At 67.0% G+C, this 22,652-nt stretch carries 20 protein-coding genes; 13 read left to right on the plus strand and 7 right to left on the minus strand.

Annotated elements, in window-relative coordinates; translation table 11 throughout:
- The 9 genes from hisG (at position 1) to EO170_RS04075 (ending at position 8,864) form a co-directional block, all read left to right on the plus strand.
- Entirely contained in the window at positions 1-915 is a 915-nt protein-coding gene (hisG, locus tag EO170_RS04035) for an ATP phosphoribosyltransferase (RefSeq protein WP_126942645.1), read from the plus strand.
- On the plus strand, positions 912-2,207 hold the full coding sequence (gene hisD / locus EO170_RS04040) for a histidinol dehydrogenase (RefSeq protein ID WP_126942648.1): 1,296 nt from the start codon (positions 912-914) through the stop codon (positions 2,205-2,207). The genes hisG and hisD overlap by 4 nt, the downstream gene beginning before the upstream one ends.
- A complete protein-coding gene (hisC, locus tag EO170_RS04045) occupies positions 2,204-3,295 on the plus strand; it encodes a histidinol-phosphate transaminase (RefSeq protein ID WP_126942651.1) in 1,092 nt (363 codons plus the stop codon). The genes hisD and hisC overlap by 4 nt, the downstream gene beginning before the upstream one ends.
- A complete protein-coding gene (gene hisB / locus EO170_RS04050; RefSeq protein WP_126942654.1) occupies positions 3,292-4,419 on the plus strand; it encodes a bifunctional histidinol-phosphatase/imidazoleglycerol-phosphate dehydratase HisB in 1,128 nt (375 codons plus the stop codon). The genes hisC and hisB overlap by 4 nt, the downstream gene beginning before the upstream one ends.
- On the plus strand, positions 4,416-5,018 hold the full coding sequence (gene hisH / locus EO170_RS04055) for an imidazole glycerol phosphate synthase subunit HisH (RefSeq protein WP_104648626.1): 603 nt from the start codon (positions 4,416-4,418) through the stop codon (positions 5,016-5,018). The genes hisB and hisH overlap by 4 nt, the downstream gene beginning before the upstream one ends.
- Positions 5,015-5,749: a 1-(5-phosphoribosyl)-5-[(5-phosphoribosylamino)methylideneamino]imidazole-4-carboxamide isomerase gene (hisA, locus tag EO170_RS04060; protein ID WP_126942657.1), complete on the plus strand. Its 735-nt coding sequence runs from the start codon at positions 5,015-5,017 to the stop codon at positions 5,747-5,749. The genes hisH and hisA overlap by 4 nt, the downstream gene beginning before the upstream one ends.
- Positions 5,743-6,519: an imidazole glycerol phosphate synthase subunit HisF gene (gene hisF, locus EO170_RS04065; protein ID WP_126942660.1), complete on the plus strand. Its 777-nt coding sequence runs from the start codon at positions 5,743-5,745 to the stop codon at positions 6,517-6,519. The genes hisA and hisF overlap by 7 nt, the downstream gene beginning before the upstream one ends.
- The gene (gene hisIE, locus EO170_RS04070) at positions 6,509-7,129 is read left to right on the plus strand and encodes a bifunctional phosphoribosyl-AMP cyclohydrolase/phosphoribosyl-ATP diphosphatase HisIE (RefSeq protein WP_126942663.1); all 621 of its coding nucleotides are present in this window, start codon (positions 6,509-6,511) and stop codon (positions 7,127-7,129) included. Before hisF ends, hisIE begins: the two co-directional genes overlap by 11 nt.
- A 148-nt stretch (positions 7,130-7,277) precedes the next feature.
- Complete coding sequence (locus EO170_RS04075) at positions 7,278-8,864, plus strand: calcineurin-like phosphoesterase C-terminal domain-containing protein (protein ID WP_126942666.1); 1,587 nt, start codon at positions 7,278-7,280, stop codon at positions 8,862-8,864.
- Between the two features lie 268 nt (positions 8,865-9,132).
- Here EO170_RS04075 and EO170_RS04080 read toward each other — a convergent pair whose 3' ends face one another.
- From EO170_RS04080 to EO170_RS04110, 6 genes are all read right to left on the minus strand, one after another.
- A complete protein-coding gene (locus EO170_RS04080) occupies positions 9,133-10,212 on the minus strand; it encodes a C13 family peptidase (RefSeq protein ID WP_126942669.1) in 1,080 nt (359 codons plus the stop codon).
- A gap of 322 nt (positions 10,213-10,534) precedes the next feature.
- Positions 10,535-11,233 carry an acireductone synthase gene (gene mtnC, locus EO170_RS04085; protein WP_115676855.1) on the minus strand — a complete coding sequence of 233 codons (699 nt, stop codon included), beginning with the start codon at positions 11,231-11,233 and terminating at the stop codon, positions 10,535-10,537.
- 2 nt (positions 11,234-11,235) lie between these two features.
- Complete coding sequence (locus EO170_RS04090) at positions 11,236-11,802, minus strand: acireductone dioxygenase (RefSeq protein ID WP_126942672.1); 567 nt, start codon at positions 11,800-11,802, stop codon at positions 11,236-11,238.
- Between the two features lie 40 nt (positions 11,803-11,842).
- Positions 11,843-12,496, minus strand: coding sequence for a methylthioribulose 1-phosphate dehydratase (locus EO170_RS04095; protein WP_104535541.1), 654 nt, complete (start codon positions 12,494-12,496; stop codon positions 11,843-11,845).
- 780 nt (positions 12,497-13,276) lie between these two features.
- Positions 13,277-14,707, minus strand: coding sequence for an amino acid permease (locus EO170_RS04105; RefSeq protein WP_016904398.1), 1,431 nt, complete (start codon positions 14,705-14,707; stop codon positions 13,277-13,279).
- Between the two features lie 79 nt (positions 14,708-14,786).
- The gene (locus tag EO170_RS04110; protein ID WP_164739368.1) at positions 14,787-16,259 is read right to left on the minus strand and encodes an amino acid permease; all 1,473 of its coding nucleotides are present in this window, start codon (positions 16,257-16,259) and stop codon (positions 14,787-14,789) included.
- Positions 16,260-16,400: 141 nt separating this feature from the next.
- Here EO170_RS04110 and EO170_RS04115 point away from each other — a divergent pair, with 141 nt between their 5' ends.
- Positions 16,401-16,988 carry an NUDIX hydrolase gene (locus tag EO170_RS04115; RefSeq protein WP_164740895.1) on the plus strand — a complete coding sequence of 196 codons (588 nt, stop codon included), beginning with the start codon at positions 16,401-16,403 and terminating at the stop codon, positions 16,986-16,988.
- Between the two features lie 479 nt (positions 16,989-17,467).
- Here EO170_RS04115 and serA read toward each other — a convergent pair whose 3' ends face one another.
- Positions 17,468-18,709, minus strand: a complete 1,242-nt coding sequence (serA, locus tag EO170_RS04120; RefSeq protein WP_119128833.1) for a phosphoglycerate dehydrogenase — start codon at positions 18,707-18,709, stop codon at positions 17,468-17,470.
- A gap of 208 nt (positions 18,710-18,917) precedes the next feature.
- Here serA and EO170_RS04125 point away from each other — a divergent pair, with 208 nt between their 5' ends.
- Genes EO170_RS04125 through EO170_RS04135 form a run of 3 tightly spaced genes read left to right on the plus strand, consistent with a single transcriptional unit; the run spans position 18,918 to position 22,526 of the window.
- Positions 18,918-20,336: an FAD-binding oxidoreductase gene (locus EO170_RS04125; RefSeq protein ID WP_126942675.1), complete on the plus strand. Its 1,419-nt coding sequence runs from the start codon at positions 18,918-18,920 to the stop codon at positions 20,334-20,336.
- 34 nt (positions 20,337-20,370) lie between these two features.
- Positions 20,371-20,670 (plus strand): DUF2388 domain-containing protein, encoded by a 300-nt coding sequence (locus EO170_RS04130; RefSeq protein ID WP_126942678.1) that lies wholly within the window; start codon positions 20,371-20,373, stop codon positions 20,668-20,670.
- Positions 20,667-22,526, plus strand: coding sequence for a DUF4105 domain-containing protein (locus EO170_RS04135; RefSeq protein WP_126942681.1), 1,860 nt, complete (start codon positions 20,667-20,669; stop codon positions 22,524-22,526). Before EO170_RS04130 ends, EO170_RS04135 begins: the two co-directional genes overlap by 4 nt.
- Positions 22,527-22,652 lie beyond the last annotated feature (126 nt).

Here is a 22,652-nt window from a genome sequence, read left to right on the forward strand (position 1 = left end):
ATGAGTGCTTCCACGGCAGCACCGGCACGTGACCGGTTGCGTATCGCCATCCAGAAGAGCGGCCGCCTGGCCGAACCGGCGCGCAGCCTGCTGGCGGCCTGCGGGCTGAGCTGGCGGCAGAGCCGCGACAAGCTGTTCTGCTACGGCGAATCGCTGCCGGTGGACCTGCTGCTGGTGCGCGACGACGACATCCCCGGCCTGATCGCCGATGGCGTCTGCGACCTGGGCATCGTCGGCCAGAACGAACTCGAAGAGCAGGCATCCGAGCGCCGCCGCAACGGCCTGCCGGCCGCGTATCACGCGGTGCTCGGGGTCGGTTTCGGCCAGTGCCGGCTGATGCTGGCGGTGCCGGAAGAGTGGGACTGGCAGGGCGTGGCGCAACTGGCCGGCAAGCGGATCGCCACCAGCTACCCGGCGATCCTGGCCGACTGGCTGGAGCGCCAGGGCATCGATGCGGCAGTGGTGGAATTGTCCGGCTCGGTGGAAATCGCCCCGCGCCTGGGCACCGCCGATCTCATCTGCGATCTCGTCTCCAGCGGCGCCACCCTGGCCGCCAACCAGCTCAAGCCGGTGGAACTGGTGATGGAAAGCGAAGCGGTGCTGGCCGGTGCGGTGCGCGAGCCGGCCGACGCGCGCGCAGCATTGCTGGCGATGCTGCTGCGGCGCATGGACGGCGTGCTCAAGCTGCGCGATAGCAAGCTGCTGATGTTCCGCGCCGAGCAGGACGCCGTGGATGCGCTGCGCCGCCTGCTGCCCGATGCCGAGCCGCTGGTGCAGCTGCCCGACGACGGCAACGGCGCACTGCGGCTGCAGACCATGTGCCATGGCGCGGTGACCTGGCAGCGGCTGGAAGAACTCGAACGCGCAGGTGCGCAAGGTCTGATGGTGTTGACGGTGGAGCGCTCGCTGGCATGAATATTCTCGATTGGTCGCAACTGGACACCGCTGCGCGGACCCAGGCATTGACCCGCCCGGTGCAGACCGTGGCCACGCAGACGCGCGAGGCGGTCGCCGCATTGATTGCCGATGTACGCACGCGTGGCGATGTCGCGCTGCGCGAGATCACCGCGCGTTTCGATGGCGTGGCACTGGACAGCTTTGCGGTGAGCGAGGCCGAATTTGCCGCCGCCGAAGCGGCGGTGCCGCCGGAACTGCGCCAGGCCATGCAGGACGCGGTGGCGCGCATCGACACCTTCCACCGCGCGGGCATGAGCGAAGGCTATGCAGTGGAGACCGCGCCGGGCGTGGTCTGCGAAAAGATCGTGCGGCCGATCGGCCGGGTCGGCCTGTACGTGCCGGCCGGCAGTGCGCCGTTGCCATCGACTGCGTTGATGCTCGGCGTGCCGGCGCGCCTGGCCGGATGCCGCGAGGTGGTGCTGTGCACGCCGCCGCGCAAGGACGGCAGCGTGGATCCGGCGGTGCTGGTCGCCGCGCAGCTGACCGGCGTGCGCCGTGTGTTCAAGCTCGGCGGTGCGCAGGCGATTGCGGCAATGGCGTATGGCACCGACTCGGTTCCGGGTTGCGACAAGTTGTTCGGCCCGGGCAACAGCTTCGTCACCGAGGCCAAGCAGCAGGTGGCGCAGTCCGGCGCGGCGGCGATCGACATGCCGGCCGGCCCGTCCGAAGTGCTGGTGATCGCCGATGCCGGCGCGCAGCCGGCCTTCGTTGCCGCCGATCTGCTCTCGCAGGCAGAACACGGCCCGGATTCGCAGGTGCTGCTGTTGTCCGACAGCGATGCGCTGATCGCGGCGGTGCAGGTGGAACTTGATGCCCAGCTGGCGCAACTCTCCCGCGCCGGGATCGCGCGCCAGGCGCTGGCGCAATCGCGCCTGATCAAGGTGCAGGCGCTGGAGGAAGCGTTTGCGATCAGCAATCGCTATGCACCGGAGCACCTGATCCTCGCGCTGCGCGAGCCGCGTGCGTGGCTGGGCCAGGTCGAAGCGGCCGGCTCGGTGTTTCTCGGCGATTACACGCCCGAAGCGCTGGGCGATTACTGCAGCGGCACCAACCACGTGCTGCCGACCAGCGGTGCGGCGCGCGCCTATAGCGGCGTAAGCGTGGCCAGCTTCCAGAACATGGTCAGCGTGCAGGCCGCCAGCAAGGCCGGCATCGACGGCATCGGCGCATGCGCGCTGATCCTGGCGCGCGCCGAGGGCCTGGATGCGCACGCCAATGCAGTGGCATTGCGCATGGGAGTGCCGGCATGAGTACGCCATCGATTCTGGAACTGGTGCGCGAAGACCTGCGTGCCTTCGCCGGCTATTCGTCGGCACGCACCAGCGCGTTGCAGGGCGATGTGTGGCTCAACGCCAACGAGTCGGCCTGGGGCAATCCTGCCGATCCCAACGGCAGCACGCGGCGCTACCCGGACCCGCAACCCAAGGGTCTGCGCGCTGCATTGGGGGGGCTGTATGGCTGTACGCCCGAGCAGCTGTTGATCGGCCGTGGCAGCGACGAGGCAATCGATCTGCTGGTGCGCGGCCTGTGCGTGCCCGGGCGCGATGCGGTGGTGGTGACCCCGCCGGTGTTCGGCATGTACGCGGTGTGCGCGCGCCTGCAGAACGCACCCCTGGTCGAGGTGCCGCTGGTGGATGGACCTGACGGTTTCCACGCGGATATCCCGGCGATCGTCGAAGCAGCGCTGAGCTCGCAGGCCAAGCTGGTGTTCCTGTGCTCGCCGTCCAACCCGGCCGGCTCGGCAATTGCCCTGGACGACATCGAAACCGCCTTGCAGGCCCTGCGGGGCAAGGCGCTGGTGGTGGTTGACGAAGCCTATGGCGAGTTCTCCGACATACCCTCGGCAGTGAGCCTGCTTGCGCGCTACGACAATCTGGCGGTGTTGCGCACGTTGTCCAAGGCGCATGCGCTGGCAGCGGCACGCATCGGCAGCCTGATCGCCAACGCCGAGTTGATCGCCTTGTTGCGGCGCTGCCAGGCGCCATACCCGGTGCCGACGCCGTGCGCGGCAATGGCCGAACAGGCCTTGTCCGCGCCGGCGCTGGAGGTCACGCGCCGGCGCATCGCCGAGGTGCGCAACGAGCGCACACGCGTGCACACCGCACTCGAGCAGCTGGCCGGCGTGCGTCAGGTGTACCCCTCGCAGGGCAACTTTCTGCTGGTGCGTTTCGACGATGCCGAAGCGGCATTCCAGGCGCTGCTGGAGGCCGGCGTGGTGGTGCGCGATCAACGCGCGGTACCGCAGCTGTCCGACGCGCTGCGCATCACCCTGGGCACGCCCGAACAGAACGCGCGCGTGCTGAGCGCGCTGCAACGCACGCAGGAGGCCGCCGCATGACCCCGATTCTCTTCGTCGACCGCGACGGCACGCTGATCACCGAGCCGGCCGATTACCAGATCGACGCCTACGAAAAACTGCGCCTGGTCGACAACGTGATCCCGGCGATGCTGAAGTTGCGCGACGCCGGCTATCAATTCGTCATCGTCAGCAACCAGGACGGGCTGGGCAGCGAGAGCTATCCGCGCGCGTCCTTCGATGGCCCGAACAACCTGATGCTGCAGATCTTCGCCAGCCAGGGCATCGTGTTCCGCGAAGTGTTGATCGACTGCAGCTGGCCGGCCGACAACGCGCCCACGCGCAAACCCGGTGTCGGCCTGATGGTGCCTTACCTGCAGGACCGCACGATCGACTGGGCACGCTCGGCGATGGTGGGCGACCGCATCACCGACATCCAGTTCGCGCAGAACCTCAATATCCGCGGTTTCCAGCTGCGCACCGACGAATTCGGCGGCGAGTGGGACTGGCCAGGCATTGCACACGAGCTGGCCGATGCGCCACGGCGTGCGGTGGTCCAGCGCAATACCAAGGAAACCCGGATCCGCGTCGAACTGGATCTGGATCGCGTGGCCGAACCGAAGACCGCCACCGGCCTGCCGTTCTTCGACCATATGCTGGAGCAGATCGGCAAGCACGGCGGCTTTGCGCTAGATATCCGCGCCGAGGGCGATCTGCATATCGACGAGCACCACACCATCGAAGACACCGGTCTGGCATTGGGCCAGGCCTTGCGCGAAGCGCTGGGCGACAAGCGCGGCATCGGCCGTTACGGCTTCGACCCCGAAGACAGCCCGTGGCGTGTTGCCGGCGATACCACCCAGCATGGCTTCACGCTGCCGATGGACGAGACCATCGCCAGCGCCGCGCTGGACTTCAGCGGCCGGCCGTACTTCGTGTTCGAAGGCCAGTTCAAGCGTGAGCGCGTGGGCGACATGCCGACCGAACTGGTCCCGCATTTCTTCCGCTCGATCTGCGATGCCTCCGGATTGAACCTGCACCTGAGCGTGCGTGGCGAGAACGACCACCACAAGGTCGAGGCCTGCTTCAAGGCCCTGGCGCGTGCGCTGCGCCAGGCGATCCGTCGCGAAGGCACTGCGTTGCCCACCACCAAGGGTGCGCTATGACCGATGTCGCGTTGATCGATGCCGGCGGCGCCAACCTGGGCTCGGTGCGCTACGCATTGGAACGGCTGGGCGTGGAAGCGCGCCTGGTACGCGATGCAGCAGGGTTGCAGGGCGCGCAGCGGGTGATCCTGCCTGGCGTCGGCGCCGCACCCGAGGCGATGTCGCGCCTGCGCGCACAGGGCCTGGTCGAGCCGTTGCGGCAGTTGCAGGTGCCGCTGATCGGCATCTGCCTGGGGATGCAGTTGCTGTTCGAACATTCCGAAGAAGGCGATGTCGATTGCCTGGGCGTGCTGCCGGGCATCGTGCGGCACATGACGCCTGCGCTCGGTATACGCGTGCCGCATATGGGCTGGAATCAGCTGGTGCCGATGCGCGACTCCGCGTTGCTGGCCGGCTTGCCGGAACGCGCCAGTGCCTATTTCGTGCATGGGTATGCCGCGCCGGTGACGGCTGACACCGTGGCCGCCTGCGACCATGGCGGTCTGTTCACCGCAGTGGTGCAGCACGGCCTGCGCTGCGGCGCGCAGTTCCATCCCGAGCGTTCGGCCGAGACCGGTGCACGCATCCTGCGCAATTTTCTTGAGATGAGCTTCCCATGAGTTTCACCGTTTACCCGGCGCTGGATATCCGCAACGGCCGCGTGGTGCGCCTGCTGCAAGGCGACTACGCGCGCGAGACGCAGTACGGCGACGATGTGCTGCCACGCGCGCAGGCATTTGCCGATGCCGGCGCGCAGTGGATGCATCTGGTCGATCTGGATGCGGCAAAGGCCGGCGGTTATACGCTGGCGAGCACGCTCGGCGAGATCGCCCGTGCCACCGGCTTGCAGGTGCAGACCGGCGGTGGCGTGCGCTCACGCGAGGATGTGGCGCGCATCCTCGATGCCGGCGCCGCGCGCGTGGTGATCGGCTCGTTGGCGGTGCGCCAGGCTGATACCGTCATCGGCTGGCTGCAGGAATTCGGCGCCGACCGGCTGACCATCGCGCTGGACACGCGCCAGGACGCTGACGGCGTATGGCAGTTGCCGGTGCACGGCTGGACCGAAGCGGCCGAGGCCACGCTGGATCAGCTGGCCGTGCGCTATGCGCAGGCCGGCCTGCAACATCTGCTTTGCACCGACATTGCGCGCGATGGCATGTTGTCCGGCCCGAACATGGACCTGTACGCGCACTTGCGCACGCTGGCGCCGCAGTTGCAGGTGCAGGTGTCCGGTGGCGCGCGCAACCTGGACGATGTCGTTGCCGCCAAGGCTGCCGGCTGCGCCGGCATCGTGCTCGGCAAGGCCTTGCTGGAAGGGCATCTGGCGTTGAAGGAGGCACTGGCATGCTGAGCCGCCGCATCATTCCCTGCCTGGACGTGCGCGACGGACGCGTGGTCAAGGGCGTCAAGTTCCGCGACCACATCGACATGGGCGACATCGTCGAACTGGCGCTGCGCTACCGCGACCAGGGCGCAGACGAACTGGTGTTCTACGACATCGGTGCCAGCCCGGAAGGGCGCTCGGTCGATTACACCTGGGTCGAGCGGGTGGCGCGGCTGATCGATATCCCGTTCTGCGTGGCCGGCGGCATTGGCGATGTGGACACCGCGCGCGCGGTGCTGCATGCCGGTGCCGACAAGATTTCGATCAACTCGCCGGCGCTCGGCAGGCCGCAGCTGATCTCCGAGCTCGCAGACGCCTTCGGCGTGCAATGCGTGGTGGTCGGCATTGACTCGATCCGCGAGGACGATGGGCAGTGGCGCGTGCGCCGCTACACCGGCGATCCGAGCAAGACCCAGGCCCTGCCGATGCGTACGCTGGACTGGGTGGCCGAAGCGCAGCGCCTGGGCGCCGGCGAGATCGTGCTCAACTGCATGGATAACGACGGCGTGCGGCGCGGCTACGACATCGCGCAGCTGCGCCAGGTGCGTGCGCTGTGCCACGTGCCGTTGATTGCCTCCGGCGGTGCCGGCGACATGCAGCATTTTGCCGACGTGTTCGACCAGGCCGATGTCGATGGCGCACTGGCAGCAAGCGTGTTTCACAGTGGCGCGATTCCGATCCCGGAACTCAAGCAATTCCTGCGCGCGCAACAGATCGAGGTACGTGATGAGCAGTAACGAGAAGGCAGCGGGCGACGCGCTCGCCGCGCTGGACTGGAGCAAGGGCGATGGCTTGTTGCCGGTGGTCGTACAGGACGCCGACAACCTGCGCGTGCTGATGCTGGGCTACATGAACGCCGAAGCGCTGGCGGTCACGCAGCAGCGCGGCGAAGTCACCTTCTTCAGCCGCAGCAAGCAGCGCCTGTGGACCAAGGGCGAGAGCTCGGGCAACGTGTTGAAGGTGGTGTCGATCCAGACCGATTGCGATGCCGACACGCTGCTGGTGCAGGCGCGCCCGCATGGGCCGACCTGCCATCTTGGCCGCACCAGCTGTTTCCCCACCGCGCCCGGCCAGTTCCTCGGCAGCCTGGATGCCTTGATCGCCACGCGCGAGCAGGAGCGCCCGCACGGCAGCTACACCACCAGGCTGTTCGAGCAGGGCATCCGCCGCATCGCGCAGAAGGTGGGCGAGGAGGGCGTGGAAACCGCGCTGGCCGGCGTGGTGCAGGGCGATGCCGAGTTGCTCGGCGAGTCGGCCGACCTGCTGTATCACCTGATCGTGCTGTTGCGCGCGCGCGGCCTGGGCCTGGCCGATGCGGTGGCGCTGCTGGAGTCGCGCCACCAATAGCATCACCCCGTAGGAGCGCATCCGGGCGCGATGGAGCGTTACCGATAACGCCCGTCGCGCCCGGGTGCGCTCCTACGATGAGGGGGGGCGTGATGTGCGCCCGGCCTTGGCAGGTACAATTTCCGCTGGTCTTTCTGCGGGAAAACGCATGCAGCTTCGCTTCGCTCTGTTGGCCCTGGGTTTGCTCGCGGGGGGCGCGTACGCACGCGATGCCGTGGTCGATGGCATCGTCTACGAAGAGCGCGACGGGCGTGCCGGGCGCAGCGCCGACGAGCCGGGCATCAGCGACGTGACCGTCTCTAACGGCGAGCAGCTGGTGCGCACCGACGTGCAAGGCCGCTACCGCCTGCCGGTACGCGACGGGCAGACGGTGTTCGTGATCAAGCCGGGCGACCGCAGCTTTGTGCCAAGCGCGGACGGACTGCCGGGTTTCTGGCGTCACTACGCACCCACGGGATCGGCCAAGCGCAAGTACCCAGGCATCGCCGCCACCGGGCGCAACACCCGGCACTGGGATTTCGCGCTGACCCCGCGCGCCAGCGCCGGCAAGGATGGGTTCCAGATGCTGGTGTTCGCCGACAGCCAGACCGCCAGCCTGACCGACGTGGGGTATTACCAGCGCGATATCGTCGCGCCGATCGTCGGCAAGACCCCGGCCCGGCTGGGCACCACGCTGGGCGATATCGTCAGCGACGATCTGAGCCTGTACCCGGCCCTGAACAAGGCCACCACCCAGCTGGGCGTGCCGTGGTTCCATGTGCCGGGCAATCACGATCTCAACTTCGACGCGGGCGACGATGCGCAGTCGCTGGACAGCTGGCGTGCCGTCTACGGCCCGGACACCTACGCGGTGGAAGAGGCCAACGCCAGCTTCGTGTTCCTGGACGATGTGATCTATACGCCAGGCGGCAAACCGGCCTATGTCGGCGGCCTGCGCGAGGACCAGTTCGCGTTCCTGCAGGCCTATCTGGCGCAGCTGCCGCGCGAGCGGCTGCTGGTGCTGGGCATGCATATTCCGTTGTTCGACGCAGCGCCGGGGCAGGAGACCTTCCGGCATGCCGATCGCCGCCGCCTGTTCGCCCTGTTGAAGGATTTCCCGCATGTGCTGGTGCTCAGCGCACACAGCCATACCCAGCGACAGGTCGATCACGGCGCCGACGAAGGTTGGCAGGGCGCCCGCCCGCTGCACGAATACAATGTCGGCGCTGCCTGCGGTGCGTTCTGGTCCGGTGCCAAGGATGCCGCCGGCATTCCCGACGCGACGATGAGCGACGGCACGCCGAACGGTTACGCGGTGCTGCAGGTGGCGCCCGGCGGCGACTACACGCTGGCCTATCACGTCGCGCGTTCGGTCGATGATGCGCAACTGCTGCTGCACGCGCCCAAGGTGCTGCGCCAGGGCGCGTATGCGGCCTGGGGGATCTACGCCAATGTGTTCATGGGCCGGGACGACACCCTCGTCGAGATGCGCATCGACAATGGCGCATGGCAGCCGATGAAGCGGGTGGAGCGTGCCGATCCGCGCCTGCTGGCAGAGAACGTGCGCGACGATGCGGCCGAGCAGTTGCGCGGCTACGACCGCTCGCCCGAGGCCACGCAGTCCACGCACCTGTGGCGTGGCGCATTGCCGACCACGCTGGAGCTGGGCGAACACACCGTGGACGTGCGCGCGTCGCTGCCGACCGGGCAGTACAGCGCACGCACGGTATATCGCCTGCAGCGCGCCGATCCTTGAGGGGCTGTGCGGGGTGCGAGTGTGTGTGGAGAGCCCTTCGCGCATGAATGCGCTCCTACGGGAGCGTTGTGGATGGATGCGCGGCTGAATCCTGGGGGGCAGAAACACAAACGCCTCCACGAGGGAGGCGTTCTGGGATCCGGGCTGGCAGGCGATGGCGCGCTGGCGGGGATCGATGCTGGCTGGCGTGCGCTGGCTGGCCTGGCGAGTGTAGCGAGGCCGCGCAAGCGCTGACGAAATGAGAATTAGTCTCAGTGCGTGACAGTGATCAGGGTGTCGGTGCCGGTGTCGGCGGCACGGGCAGCGGGTTGCGCGGGCGGGTGGGAGCGGCCGGCGCTTTGGCGTTCGTCGGGCTGTGCAGTGGCTGCGTATCGGAATCGCTTTCTGGAACGCGGTCTTGCCCGTCATCCGGCACAGCATCCAGCGGCGGATACGGATAGGCCACCGCCGGGCCTGCATGCAGGCCTGCACGCCAGCGTGCCAGCACCGGCGCGATGCGCCTGCCGAGCGACTGCTGCGGCAACGACGGCAATTCGCCGTCCTGTTTCTCGCGCGCAGTGATCGCCGTTTTGGCGCTGGCGAACGCCGCCAACGGGTCGTCGCTGCGGTTCATCGCATCGATCAACCAGGCCTGGCCGAAGTAGGTCGCATTGGAGGTGTTGCCGCAGCCGAACGAAGGCCGGTCTGCGCGCGCAGCAGTGAGGACCAGCGTGTCCGGTGAACGCAGCGCCGGAATGAAGCCGCCCGAGTAGCAGGCCGACAGCACGATGATGCGGTTGCCGATCCCGGCATCGTCCAGCGCCTGGCGCAGATCCTGCGGGCTGATGAAATCCTCTTCGTTCTGGTCCACCTGCACGTACAGCGTGTGGTCTTCGGTACCATGGGTGGTGACGAACAGCAGCAGCGCGTCTTCCTTGCGATCCATGCGCTTGCCGACCGCCGCAAGCGTGTCGTACAGGTTGTCGTAGGTCGCCAGCGGCGCGTACGGCTGCTCGCCCAGATTGTCCGGGTTGTTGACCAACGTGACCACGCGGCCGCGCGCATCGAAGCGCCGTTCGAACAGCTGCTTGAGGTAGAGCGTTTCGTTGCGGAACACATCGTCGCTGGCGTCGCCGGCGAAGCCGACCACATACAGGTCGGTCACGCCGGGGCGCTGCGGCTGCAGCGCGTTCAAGGCCTGCGCGAGCGCAGCGTGGTCGACCGGATCGACCTCGTCTTCGCTTGCCGCCTGGTTCGGCAATGCGGCACCGGCATCGGGATGGCAGCCGGCCATCAAGGCCACGATGACGATCAACAATGAGAGTCGCCGCAGCAAGGCGCTCGGTCCGAAGGTGGAATGCAGCGACATGGAAAAACGCCGAAGTCTGGGAGAGACGGGTGGAGCGCCTGGGCGCCGTGATTGCAACGCAGGCGGTGACGCTGCACAACGTCCATCGCTGTGCTTCGGGCACATCTTGCAGAATACGTCCCGTGCAGCAGGCCTTCCATGCCGGGCCTCGCCAATCCGCATTGGCGGGGCCGGCTGACCCGAGCCGGCAAAAGGCGGCGCGAGCGTGCCGTCAGGCAGGCGCAGATGGTGCACTTGAACCGTCACCTATCCGCAGCGCGCGAAGCACCAGACAGCGGCTGCGCTGACCCATTGGTGAGCGCAGCCGGCTTGTCGAGCGTGCTTACAGCGCCAGCTCGGTAAAACTCTCCACGCGCTGGTGGCTGCCGATTTCGTCGGCTGCGCGTGGCGTGGGGTAATCCTCCAGACGGTCCAGCAGCGCAGTGCGCATGCCGGCACGCTTGGCGGCGTCCAGCTCTTCGATCACATCCGACAGGAACAGGATCTCGCCCGGCGGCACGCCGATGCGTTCGGCGATGCGGCGGTAGCTGGCGCTCTCGCGCTTGGGGCCGACCTCGGTATCGAACCAGTCGCTGATCAGCCCGCTCAGGTCGCCGGCATCGCTGTGCGCGAAGAACAGCTTCTGCGCCGGCACCGAGCCGGACGAATACACGTACAGCGGAATGCCGGCCGCATGCCAGGCCTGCAGCTGGATTGCCGCATCGGCATAGATATGCGCGGTGAAGTCGGCGGTCTTGTAGCCATCGCCCCAGATCATGCCCTGCAACGCCTTGAGTGCGGTGTGCTTGCGATCCTCGTCGATCCAGGTCTGCAGGGTGCTGACCAGGACCTCGTCCGGCACATCCTCGCCGATCTCGTCGGCCACCTGGTTGAGCCAGTGCCGCACCTGTGGGTGGCCGCCGTGCTCGCGCACGTAGGCCGGCATGGCGCGGCGCGCATACGGAAACAACACGTCCTTGACGAACGAGATGCTGCTGGTCGTACCTTCGATATCGGTGAGGATCGCTTGCGGTCGTGTCATCGTCAGCTGGCCTTGTGAGGTTTCTCGGGGGCGTAGCGGGGGAATTGTTGGGCGATTTCGGTGCCGGTGAAATGGCCGACCCAGCCATCGGGCTCGGTGAAGAAGCGGATCGCCACGAAGTGGGGCTCCGGCCCCATGTCGAACCAGTGCAGGGTGCTGTCGGGCACGGCGATCAGGTCATCCTTCACGCATTCGATCTCGTAGACCTTGTCGTCCACGTGCAGCGTGAACAGGCCCGAGCCGGCCACGAAGAAACGCACCTCGTCTTCCTTGTGGAAGTGCTCGTCGAGGAATTTGGCGCGCATCTCCTCGCGCTTGGGGTTGTCCGGCGCGATGCTGACCACGTCCACGGTCTTGAAGCCGCGCTCGGCACTGATGCGGTCGATGTCGACGCGGTAGGCAGCCATGACCTGCTCGGGCGTGGCGCCGGGCTCGACCGGCTGGCTGGCATGCCAGCGCTCGAAGGTCACGCCGATCTTGGTCAGCTCGGCGGCGATGGCATCGCCGTCGCGGCTGTCGAATTCCGGAATGCTGGGATTGGTGTCGGCGAAGATACGCAGTCGGCTCATGGCGATCTGGCTCACAAGGGAAGGGGGAGGTGGCGAGGACTCAGCGCGGGCCGCGCAGCTTCAGCAGCTCGAGTTCGCAATGCAGCAGGAATTCGAAGGCCTCCAGGTGACGGCGTGCCTCGGCCATGTTGCGGCCCCAGGCATACAGACCGTGTCCTTCGATGAGATACCCCCACAGGCTCTGTTTGTCCAGCAAGGCCTCCACCTGCGCGGCCAGCACCTGCATGTCCTGCGTATTGGCGAACACCGGCACGTCCACTGCCGTTTCATGGGTGGTGTTGCCCTCGAAGGCTTTCAATAGCTCATAGCCTTCCAGCCGGATCACGCCGGCGCCGGCATACAGCCGCGAGGCGATGGTCTGCACCGGCGAATGGGTATGCAGCACGCAGCCGATCTCCGGGAAGCGGCGATACAGCTGGGTATGCAGCAGCGTCTCCGCGGACGGGCGCAACGGCCGGCCGACGGCCAGGCCATCAAAGTCCACCACCATGATGTCTTCCTCGACCAGGCGGCCCTTGTCGCGGCCGGACACGGTGATCGCGGCGTGCTGTTCGTCCAGGCGATGGGAGAAATTGCTGCTGGTGGCCGGCGTCCAGCCGGCCTGGGCCAGCTCGCGGATGTTGCCGATCAGCAGTTGCGCCAGCTCGTGCAGACGCGCGGCGCTATAGGGCAGGGGGGCAGTGGTCGCATTCATGGTCCTATTCTACTGCCCCGCCGGATTACGGTCAGGTGCAGCGCAGCAGGGTTTGTTGCTGCCACGCCCGGGTCGCGAATGGCTGACAGGAGACAAAGAGCGCGCGTCAGGCGGTGAACGCAATGGTTTTTGTTAGCCGCCTCTTGTCGGAGGCAGTCAGGGGCCAGGTGAAATGCTTAGTCGGTCGAGGGCGCGGTGCCCTCACCGCTTGCGGGACACGCCGTGAACCCGTCCCTGGGGGCTCGGTGGCGGCATCCATGCCGCCACACGGTCCCGCAACCGGTAAGGACACCGCACCAGACAGTTGGTCGGCTGCTTTCTTGAAAGCGTGGTGCTCGGCTTGCGGTGGGCAGACGCGACGTTTGCGGATTGCGCGTCAAAAACCCTTGTCTGCTGCTCGGTCTGCGGTGAGACGAGCGGTGGGAAGCCGGTCGAGACACAGTGGCTCGACCATCGCACCTCATCTTCTGCTTTCAACGATGCACACCGACCATCTCGACAGGTCCTTGCCCGCCCACCGTCGCGGGCTCTTACGCGGCATGGATGCCGCGTAAGAGCCTACAAGGACGTACTTGCGGCGTGTCCTGCGAGGGTGGGCGGGCAAGGGCCCTGCAGCCAAGTTGCAGATCAGATCAGGACCCTGCAACCAAGCCGCAGACCAGCAGATCAGGGTCCTGCAACCAGGTCACAGATCAGCCACCCAGCAGCCGAAGACTGTCACCCGCTCTGCCATACACCGGCGGGCGGTCGTTGTGTCAGTGGCTGCTAGCGCGCGCGTGCTCAGCGACCGTCGCGCAGACGGCTGTGGCGGTAGCCGTAGCCGAAATAGACCACCAGCCCGACCAGCGTCCACACCCCCATCAACATCCAGTTGTGCAGGGTCATCGCCGACAGCAGCGCCAGGCAACTCAACACGCCGGCGCTGCAGATCAGCCAGGCCACCGGCATGCGGAACGGGCGCGGCAGTTCCGGGTGGGTACGGCGCAGGATCAGCACACCGGCGCATACCGCCGCGAAGGCGATCAGCGTCCCCATCGAGGTCAGCTCGCCCAGCACATCCAGAGGAAACACCGCCGCCAGCAGGGCGATGCCTACGCCGGTGATCACGGTGTTGACGTGCGGGGTGCGGTACTTGGGATGGATGCGGGTGAAGATCGACGGCAGCAGGCCGTCGCGCGCGATGATCATGAAGATGCGCGGCTGGCCGATGATCATCACCAGCACCACCGACGACAGCCCGATCAGTGCACCCACTTCCACCACCACGCGCAGCCAGGCCAGTTGCGGATGTGCCGCTACCGCGGTCACCACCGGCTCGTCGGTGCCGAGCAGGGTGTAGGGCACCAGGCCGGTCATCACCGCCGCCATGGCGATGTAGAGCACGGTGCAGATGACCAGCGACAGGATCATGCCGATCGGCAGATCGCGTTGCGGGCGGTGCGATTCCTGCGCCGCCACCGACACTGCCTCGAAGCCGATGTAGGCGAAGAACACCATTGCCGCGCCGCGCAGCACGCCTTCCATGCCGTACTTGCCCGGGCCTTCGTTGGCCGGGATGAACGGGTGCCAGTTGGCGGTATCGACGTATTTCCAGCCCACTGCGATCACCAGCAGGATCAAGCCGGTCTTGAGGATCACCATCGCCATGTTCATTGCCGACGACTTGCGGATGCCCACGTAGCACAGCCAGGTCAGCAGCAGCACGATACCGGCCGCAGGCAGGTTGGCGATCGCGCCGGTGCGCTGCAGCTTGCCGTCCAGCGGCGCGCTGACCAGGGCGGCCGGCAGGTGGATGTTGAAATGTTCCAGCAGGCTGAGGAAGTAGCCGGTCCAGCTGACCGCCACCGCCGAGGCGGAGACGCCGTATTCCAGCACCAGCATCCAGCCGATGAACCAGGCCGCCAGTTCGCCGAAGGTGGCGTAGGTATAGGTGTAGGCACTACCGGACACCGGCACCATCGCGGCAAATTCGGCGTAGGCCATCGCGCAGAACGCGCAGCACACCGCGGCCAGCACGAACGACAGCATGATCGCCGGGCCGGCATGGTCGGCCGCGGCCTGGCCGGTGATGACGAAGATGCCGCCGCCGATCACCGCGCCAATGCCCAGGGCAGTCAGCCCCCAGGGCCCGAGTGCACGTTGCAGGCCCAGCCCGTCGGCCGCCTCATGGCTGGCGTGCGGGTGTTTGGTGGCCCAGAGTTGCTTGAACATGCAGCGGTTCCTGTTGAATCCCTGCACATGGAGGTGCGGGCGTGTGCGAGATGTGCGGGCTCTTGCGAGGGACTTGCAGTCAAACCCTGCGGGCCAGCCGGCTATGGCGAATGCCATACCCGAAATAGATGACCAGGCCGATCACGGTCCAGCCCACGAACACCTTCCAGTGTTCCTGGAAGGCCTGGAAGAACAGGAACAGGCAGGCCAGCGCGCCGAGCGGGCAGATCAGCATCGCCAGCGGCACCCGGAACGGCCGTGGCAGATCCGGCTTGGTGAAACGCAGCACCATGACCCCGGCGCACACGGTGGCGAAGGCGAGCAGGGTGCCCATCGACACCAGTTCGCCCAGCACGCTGAGCGGGATCAGCCCGGCCAGCAGCGCCGCGACCACGCCGACGAAGATCGTTCCGACGTAGGGCGTGTGGAACTTCGGGTGCACCTTGCCGAACAGTCTGGGCATCAACCCGTCCTTGGCCATGGTGTAGAAGATGCGCGGCTGCGCCATCAGCATCACCAGCACCACCGAGGACAGGCCGGCGATTGCACCGATCTCCACTGCGGTCTTGAGCCAGGTCAGCTGCGGGTGCGCTTCCAGCGCCGTGGCCACCGGCTTGGCGGTGCCGAGCTGGGTGTAGGGCAGCAGGCCGGTCAGCACCGCGCAGACGATGATGTAGATGACGGTGCAGACCGCCAGCGATACCAGAATGCCGATCGGCATGTTCTTCTGCGGATCCTTGGTCTCGCCGGCGGAGGTGGAGACCGCGTCGAAGCCGATGTAGGAGAAGAACACGATGGACGCCGCACGGAACACGCCGTCCCAGCCGAACTGGCCCGGCCCGGTGTTTTCCGGAATGAAAGGGTGCCAGTTGGCCGGATCGATGTAGGCGATGCCGAAGCCGACGAACAGGCAGATCACCACCACCTTGATCGCCACCACGATGGCATTGGCAAACGCCGACTGGGTGACGCCCACGTAGCACAGCATGCTCACCGCAGCCACGATCAGCACGGCCGGCAGGTTGATGAGGTTGCCGGAGCTGACAAAGTTGTGGCCGTCCCAGGCCAGTGGTGCACCGGCCAGCTCCGCCGGGAACGGTAATCCGAGCGTGCCGGTCAGGAAACTGATCAGGTAGGCCGACCAGCCGACCGCCACGCTGGAGCCGGCAAACAGGTATTCCAGCACCAGGCACCAGCCGATGAACCAGGCGATGCCTTCGCCAAGGGTGGCGTATGAATACGAGTAGGCGCTGCCGGAGACCGGCATCATCGCCGCGAACTCTGCGTAGCACAGGCCGGCGAACGCACAGGCGATGCCGGCGAACACGAAGGACAGCATCACCGCCGGGCCGGCATGGTTGGCAGCGGCCTGGCCGGTCAGCACGAAGATGCCGGCGCCGATCACCGCGCCGATGCCGAGCATGATCAGGTGCTTGGCGGTGAGGGTGCGTTGCAGGGTGGCTTCGCCTTGCAGGCTGCCTTCGACCGGTTCGCCCCCGTCCACATGTCCAGCGGGCTCGATCGGTTTGACCCTCAACAGAGACTTCAGCATTCGGTACATCCCTAAGTGGCAAGGCTAAGGCGCTGGCGCCCGGGCGAAGGTGTGCGCCGCGTCCCCAACGGACAGGCAAGCGGCCTACCTTGCCAAAGCTACACGCTCACGACAAGCACGTACGCAGCATGAATGGCGATAATGGCCACCTTGCCCGCGACGGGCGACCGAGAACGACAGATGGTGGATGCAAGCCTGCAACAGCGATTGGCCGACTACCGCGCACGCTGGCCCGACGAAGCCGGGCTGGCCGAGCAGTTCGCACAACTGCTGGACGATGCCACCAACCCGTTCCTGCGCGAGCGTGTCGAAGGTCATTTCACCGGTTCGGCCTGGGTGGTCAGCGCCGATGGCACGCGCACGTTGCTGACCCACCACCGCAAGCTGCAGCGCTGGCTGCAGCTGGGCGGGCACGCCGACGGCGACCGCGACCTGGCGCAGGTGGCCCTGCGCGAGGCGCAGGAGGAATCCGGATTGAGCGGCTTGCGCCTGGTGGATGCAGACATCTTCGACCTGGACCGCCACTGGATTCCCGCACGCGGCGAGGTGGCCGGGCACTGGCACTACGACGCGCGCTATGTGGTGGTGGCTGGAGCGGACGAGGCGTTCGAGGTCAGCGAGGAGTCACTGGCCCTGGCGTGGCGGCCGATCGCCGAGCTGCTTGCCGATCCGCAGCTGGATCCGTCGATGCGGCGCATGGCCGAGAAGTGGGTGGCGCGAGGCGTGTAAGGGGATTGAGGGCGTGTGCCCTCATCCGCCCTGCGGGCACCTTCTCCCGCAAGCGGGAGAAGGGAGCGCGCTGGAGAAAGAAGTACGCGGGGGAAGGGCGCCAGCGGGAGAAAAAGGGGGCGCGGAAGAAAGGAGCACGCGCGAGAGGGGCGCGAGCGGGAGAAGGGAGCTGGCGGGAGAAGAGGGCGCGCGTAAGAGGGGAGCGCGCGCGAGGGACGCGAGCGGTAGAAGGTAGCTTGCGGGAGAAGAAGGCGCGCGGAAGAGGGGAGCGCGCGCGAGGGACGCGAGCGGGACAAGGGAGCACGCGAGAGAAGGGAGGGAGCACCCGGGAGGGGAGAGCACCCGGGAGAAGGGAGCTCCCGGGAGCAGGGAGCTCCCGGGAGCAGGGTGACCTGCACTTGCTTCTCCCGCTTGCGGGAGAAGGTGGCGCAAAGCGCCGGATGAGGGCCGCGGATGAGGGCCGCGCGTGCATCAACAGATCAATACAAGATCCGCGTCCGCAAGGTCCCCTCGATCAACGCCAGGCCTTCCTTCAGCGCGGTGGCCTGCGCCTCGCTGGCGCTGACGTCGATCACCACGTAGCCCACCTTGGCATCGGTGCGCAGGAACTGGCCGTCGATGTTGACGTTGTGGCGCGAGAACAGTTCGTTGATCTTGGACAGCACGCCCGGCACGTTGCGGTGGATGTGCAACAGGCGCAGGCTGTCGGGATGCTCGGGCAGGGTGACCTCGGGGAAGTTCACTGCCGACAGGGTGCTGCCGTTGTCGCTGTAGCGCACCAGCTTGGCGGCCACTTCGACACCGATATTGTCCTGCGCTTCCAGCGTGCTGCCGCCCACGTGCGGGGTCAGGATCACGTTGTCGTGTGCGGTCAACGGGGATTCGAACGCGTCGCCGTTGCCCTTGGGCTCGATCGGGAACACGTCCACCGCCGCGCCGCCGATCTGGCCGGAGCTCAGCGCCGCGTCCAGAGCGTCGATGTCGATCACGGTGCCACGCGAGGCGTTGATCAGGTGCGCGCCGTGTTTCATGCGCGCGATTTCCGCCGCGCCGATCATGTCCTTGGTCGACGGCGTCTCCGGCACATGCAGGGTCACCACGTCCGCGCGTGCCAGCAGGTCGTCCAGGTCGATCGCCGCACGCGCGTTGCCCAGCGACAGCTTGGTTTCGATGTCGTGGAAGATCACCTGCATGCCCAGCGACTCGGCCAGCACGCCGACCTGGGTGCCGATATGCCCGTAACCGACGATGCCCAGCACCTTGCCGCGCGTTTCGTGGCTGCCGGCGGCCGACTTGGACCACCCACCGCGATGGCATTGGGCATTCTTCTGCGGGATGCCGCGCAACAGCAGGATCGCTTCGGCGATGACCAGCTCGGCCACGCTGCGGGTATTGGAGTAGGGCGCGTTGAACACCGGGATGCCGGCCAGTTCGGCCGCATCCAGGTCGACCTGGTTGGTGCCGATGCAAAAGCAGCCCACCGCGATCAACCGCTTGGCATGTGCCAGCACCTGCGCGCTCAACTGCGTGCGCGAGCGGATGCCGACGATATGCGCCTCGGCGATGCGGGCGATCAACTCATCTTCCGGCAACGATTTGGCGTGCAGCTCGATCTGCGAATAACCGGCGGCGCGGAACACATCCACGGCGGTCTGGCTGATGCCTTCCAGCAACAGGACGCGGATGTCCTGCTTGGGAAACGAGGTTCTCTTCGGCGACATGGGGGAGCGCATTGCAGCAATCGGGCCGGCAACTATGCCAGATGGGCTACGCGATGGGGCGGTCGCAACGCAGTGTTTGCGCAGGCAAAGTCCTTGCGGTGCAACGGTTTCAGCTGAATCCAACACCGCCTCGGCCGCATGCCGTGCAGCTGGACGAGGCTGGCGCGCACTGGCACGCTGTGCGGTTCCTACCGCAGCGCCGTGTGCCATGACCGATCCCCGCATCCTTTCGTTGCAACAGGCCGTGCCCGCGTTGCGTTTGAAGACCGAGCCGGCCGACCTGGAACACTACGGCCGCGACTGGACGCGGCGCTGGACGCCCAACCCGCTTGCGATCGCCTTGCCCGGCTCGGTGGACGAGGTGCAGGCGGTGCTGCGCTGGGCAAATGCGCATGCGGTGGCGGTAGTGCCTTCGGGCGGGCGCACCGGCCTCTCCGGCGGCGCGGTGGCCGCCAACGGTGAGCTGGTGCTGAGCCTGGAGCGCCTGAACAAGCCGCTGGAGTTCAACGCGGTGGATCGCACGCTCACCGTCCAGGCCGGCATGCCGCTGGAGGCGGTGCACAACACCGCGCGCGAGCATGGGCTGGTGTATCCGGTGGACTTTGCCGCACGCGGTTCCTGCTCGATCGGCGGCAACATCGCCACCAATGCCGGCGGCATCCGCGTGATCCGCTACGGCAACACCCGCGAATGGGTGGCCGGCCTGAAGGTGGTCACCGGTGCCGGCGAACTGCTCGAACTCAACAATGCGCTGGTGAAGAATTCCAGCGGCTACGATTTCCGCCATCTGCTGATCGGCTCCGAAGGCACGCTCGGTGTGGTGGTCGAAGCGACGCTGCGATTGACCGACCCGCCGCCGCCCAGCAACGTGATGCTGCTGGCGCTGCCCTCGTTCGAGGTGCTGATGCAGGTGTTCGCCGCCTTCCGCGCGAAGCTGCGGCTGGAGGCGTTCGAATTCTTTACCGACCGCGCACTGGAGCACGTGCTGGCGCACGGCGCGCAGGCACCGTTTGCGCAGGTGCATCCGTACTACGTGGTCACCGAATTCGCCGCCGGCGACGCGGCGCAGGAAGCCGCGGCGATGGCGGCATTCGAGACCTGCATGGAGCAGGGCTGGGTCAGCGACGGGGTGATCAGCCAGAGCGATGCGCAGGCCGCGCAACTGTGGCGACTGCGCGAAGGCATCACCGAGGCGCTGGCGCGCTACACGCCCTACAAGAACGACGTGTCGGTGCGCATCTCGGTGATGCCGGCATTCCTGGCCGAAACCCAGGCGCTGCTGCACGATGCGTATCCGCATTTCGATGTGGTGTGGTTCGGCCATATCGGCGATGGCAACCTGCATATCAACGTGCTCAAGCCCGATGGCACCAGCCAGGCCGATTTCGTCGCGGCCTGCGACCAGGTGACCAAGTTGCTGGCGCAGGCCTTGCAGCGTTTTGGCGGCAGCATCTCTGCCGAACACGGCATCGGCCTGGTCAAGAAGGCCTACCTGTGGAGCACGCGCTCGGCCGAGGAGATCGCCTTGATGCGCGGGATCAAGCATGTGCTCGACCCTCATCTTTTGCTGAATCCCGGCAAGCTGTTCGAGATCGACGACGCGCCTGCCGCTGCACGTGCCGGTTAGTCTTTCACCACCTTCACATGGAATCGATACGCCAATGATGCGCTCCCTCGTGTTTTGCGCCCTGACGCTGCTGCCGCTGGCAGCCGTTGCCTCCAGCTTGGCCGGGACCTCGGCCGGCGCATCGTCGGCCGGTTCGTCCAATTCCTCCGGCAGCAGTTCCGGCGACGACAAGGTGGTGGCCGACGCACGCGAAGATGCGGCCGGCTTTGTCGCCAGCAATGGCGCGATCCGCGGCGTGCGTCTGGAAGCGGCGCTGATGCAGCTGCGCAGCCGTAGCGATGCAGCGCGGCTGTCCAGCGACCTGGAACTGGCGCAGTCCATCCTGGGCCAGTGAGTTCTCCACGCCGGTGCTGGTGGCTGTGGCTGGCTGCAGCGATCGCACCGGCGGTGCAGGCCGAACCACGCGTCGATGTCGATCCGCAGGGCCTGTCGGCGGCGCAGATCGAGGCTTCGCGTGCCTTGGTGCAGCAGGTTGCGCAGCGCCTGCCGCCGGCCTGGATGCAGCGTATCGACGCACCGATCCAGCTGCAGTGGCATACGGATTTGCCGGCACACGTGCATGGCCGCGCGATCGGCCGGCGCATCCTGCTCGATCGTGCGCTGCTGGATGCGTGGAGCACGCAGGCTGCCGCTGCGCAGGCCGACCCCGGTGCACCGGCCACGCGCGCGGCGATGGCGGCGGTGGTGCACGAACTGGCGCACGTGCTGGACCGTGGTGCGCACGGTGGCCTGTCGCGTGCCCCGCGCCTGCGCGACCTGGCTGGCTGGCAGGTGCGTCCCTGGCGGATCGGGCGTGGCGCAAACCGGTTCAGCGATCGCAGCCCCGACGATTACGAACGCCGCAGCCCGGCCGAATTCGTCGCGGTGAATCTCGAACACTACGTGCTCGATGCCGATTACCACTGCCGGCGTCCGGCGCTGGCGGCCTGGTTTGCCGAGCAGGTTGGCGCCATGCCCGATGCAACGCGCTGCGAGGCGGCGCTGCCGTATCTGCAGGCCGACAACGATGCCGGCGCAATGTCATTGCTGGCACTGGATCCATCGCGGGTGTATTCGGTGGATTACCTGCTGGCCGAGGGCAATGCGCAGCCGATGAGCCGCTGGGGCCACAGCATGCTGCGTCTGGTGATCTGCGCCCCTGGCCGTGCGCCCGGCCCCGATTGCCGTCTGGATCTGCAGTATCACCGCGTGCTGTCGTTCCGCGCCTTCGTCGGCGATGTGCAGATTTCCAGCTGGCGCGGGCTGACCGGCGCGTATCCTTCGCGGCTGTTCGTATTGCCCTTGAATCAGGTGGTCGACGAATACACCAAGGTGGAGCTGCGTGCCCTGTCGTCGGTGCCGCTGAAGCTCACGCCCGAGGAGATCGCCGCGCTGCTCGCACGCGCCGCGCAGGTGCACTGGAGTTACGACGGGCGCTACTACTTCATTGGCAACAATTGCGCGGTGGAGACTTTCAAGCTCCTGCACGACGGCGTGCCGCGGCTGGCCGCGGCCGGGCTGTCGTCGATCACCCCGCGCGGCGTGCGCCAGCGGCTGCACCGTGCCGGCATCGCCGACCTGCAGGTGCTGGACGACCGTGCGCAGGCGACTCGCCAAGGCTATTACTTCGAGTCGGCGGCGGCGCATTACCAGGCCATGTTCGAGGTGATCCGGCGCGGCCTGCCGCTGCCGCAGACCAGCGTGGAGCAATGGCTGGACGCGCGGCCGGACGCACGTGCGCAATGGTTCGAGCGCGGCGGTCTGCGCGAGACGGCTGCAGCGTTGTTGCTGGAACAGGCCGCGTTGCGCCGCCAGGAGTTGCTGGCACGCGATGCGCTCAAGCGCCTGCTGACACCCGGCGCAGCCGGGCGTGACCCGGTGCAGGGTCAACTGCAATCACTATTTGCGCGGCAGGCCCAGCTCAGTCACCCGGCCACGCTGTTGGGCAGCGCCGGCTACGGACTGCCGCAAGCAGACGAGCAGCTGGACCTGAGCGCGCGCGTGGCGCAGGAAACCGGCGTACTGGTCGACGGCTGGAAACAGCTGCAGGCACTGGGGCGGCAGCAACTGCCGGCCGAGGTCCGCACTGGATTGGAGCAGGGCGAGGCAAATGTGCAACGTCTGCGCGCCCGCCTGCGCGGGCTAGCGCGGGGTGATGCGGCTGCCGACAAACTGCGGTCAGGGATGCGGATACCTCTGCAGGCGCAATAGCGGTTCGGACTACGCGGGGGAGGGCGGTACCGGCCCCTCTCCCTGCGGGGCGAGAAGGCCGGGCGTGCGCGTCACCGGCGCGCGGAGCGGGGATTGGGGTCAAGGGACGGGGCGAAGCTCTCGTAG

Origin of the sequence: Xanthomonas sp. BRIP62409, assembly GCF_003992965.1 — a bacterium.
Lineage (GTDB): Bacteria > Pseudomonadota > Gammaproteobacteria > Xanthomonadales > Xanthomonadaceae > Xanthomonas > Xanthomonas euroxanthea.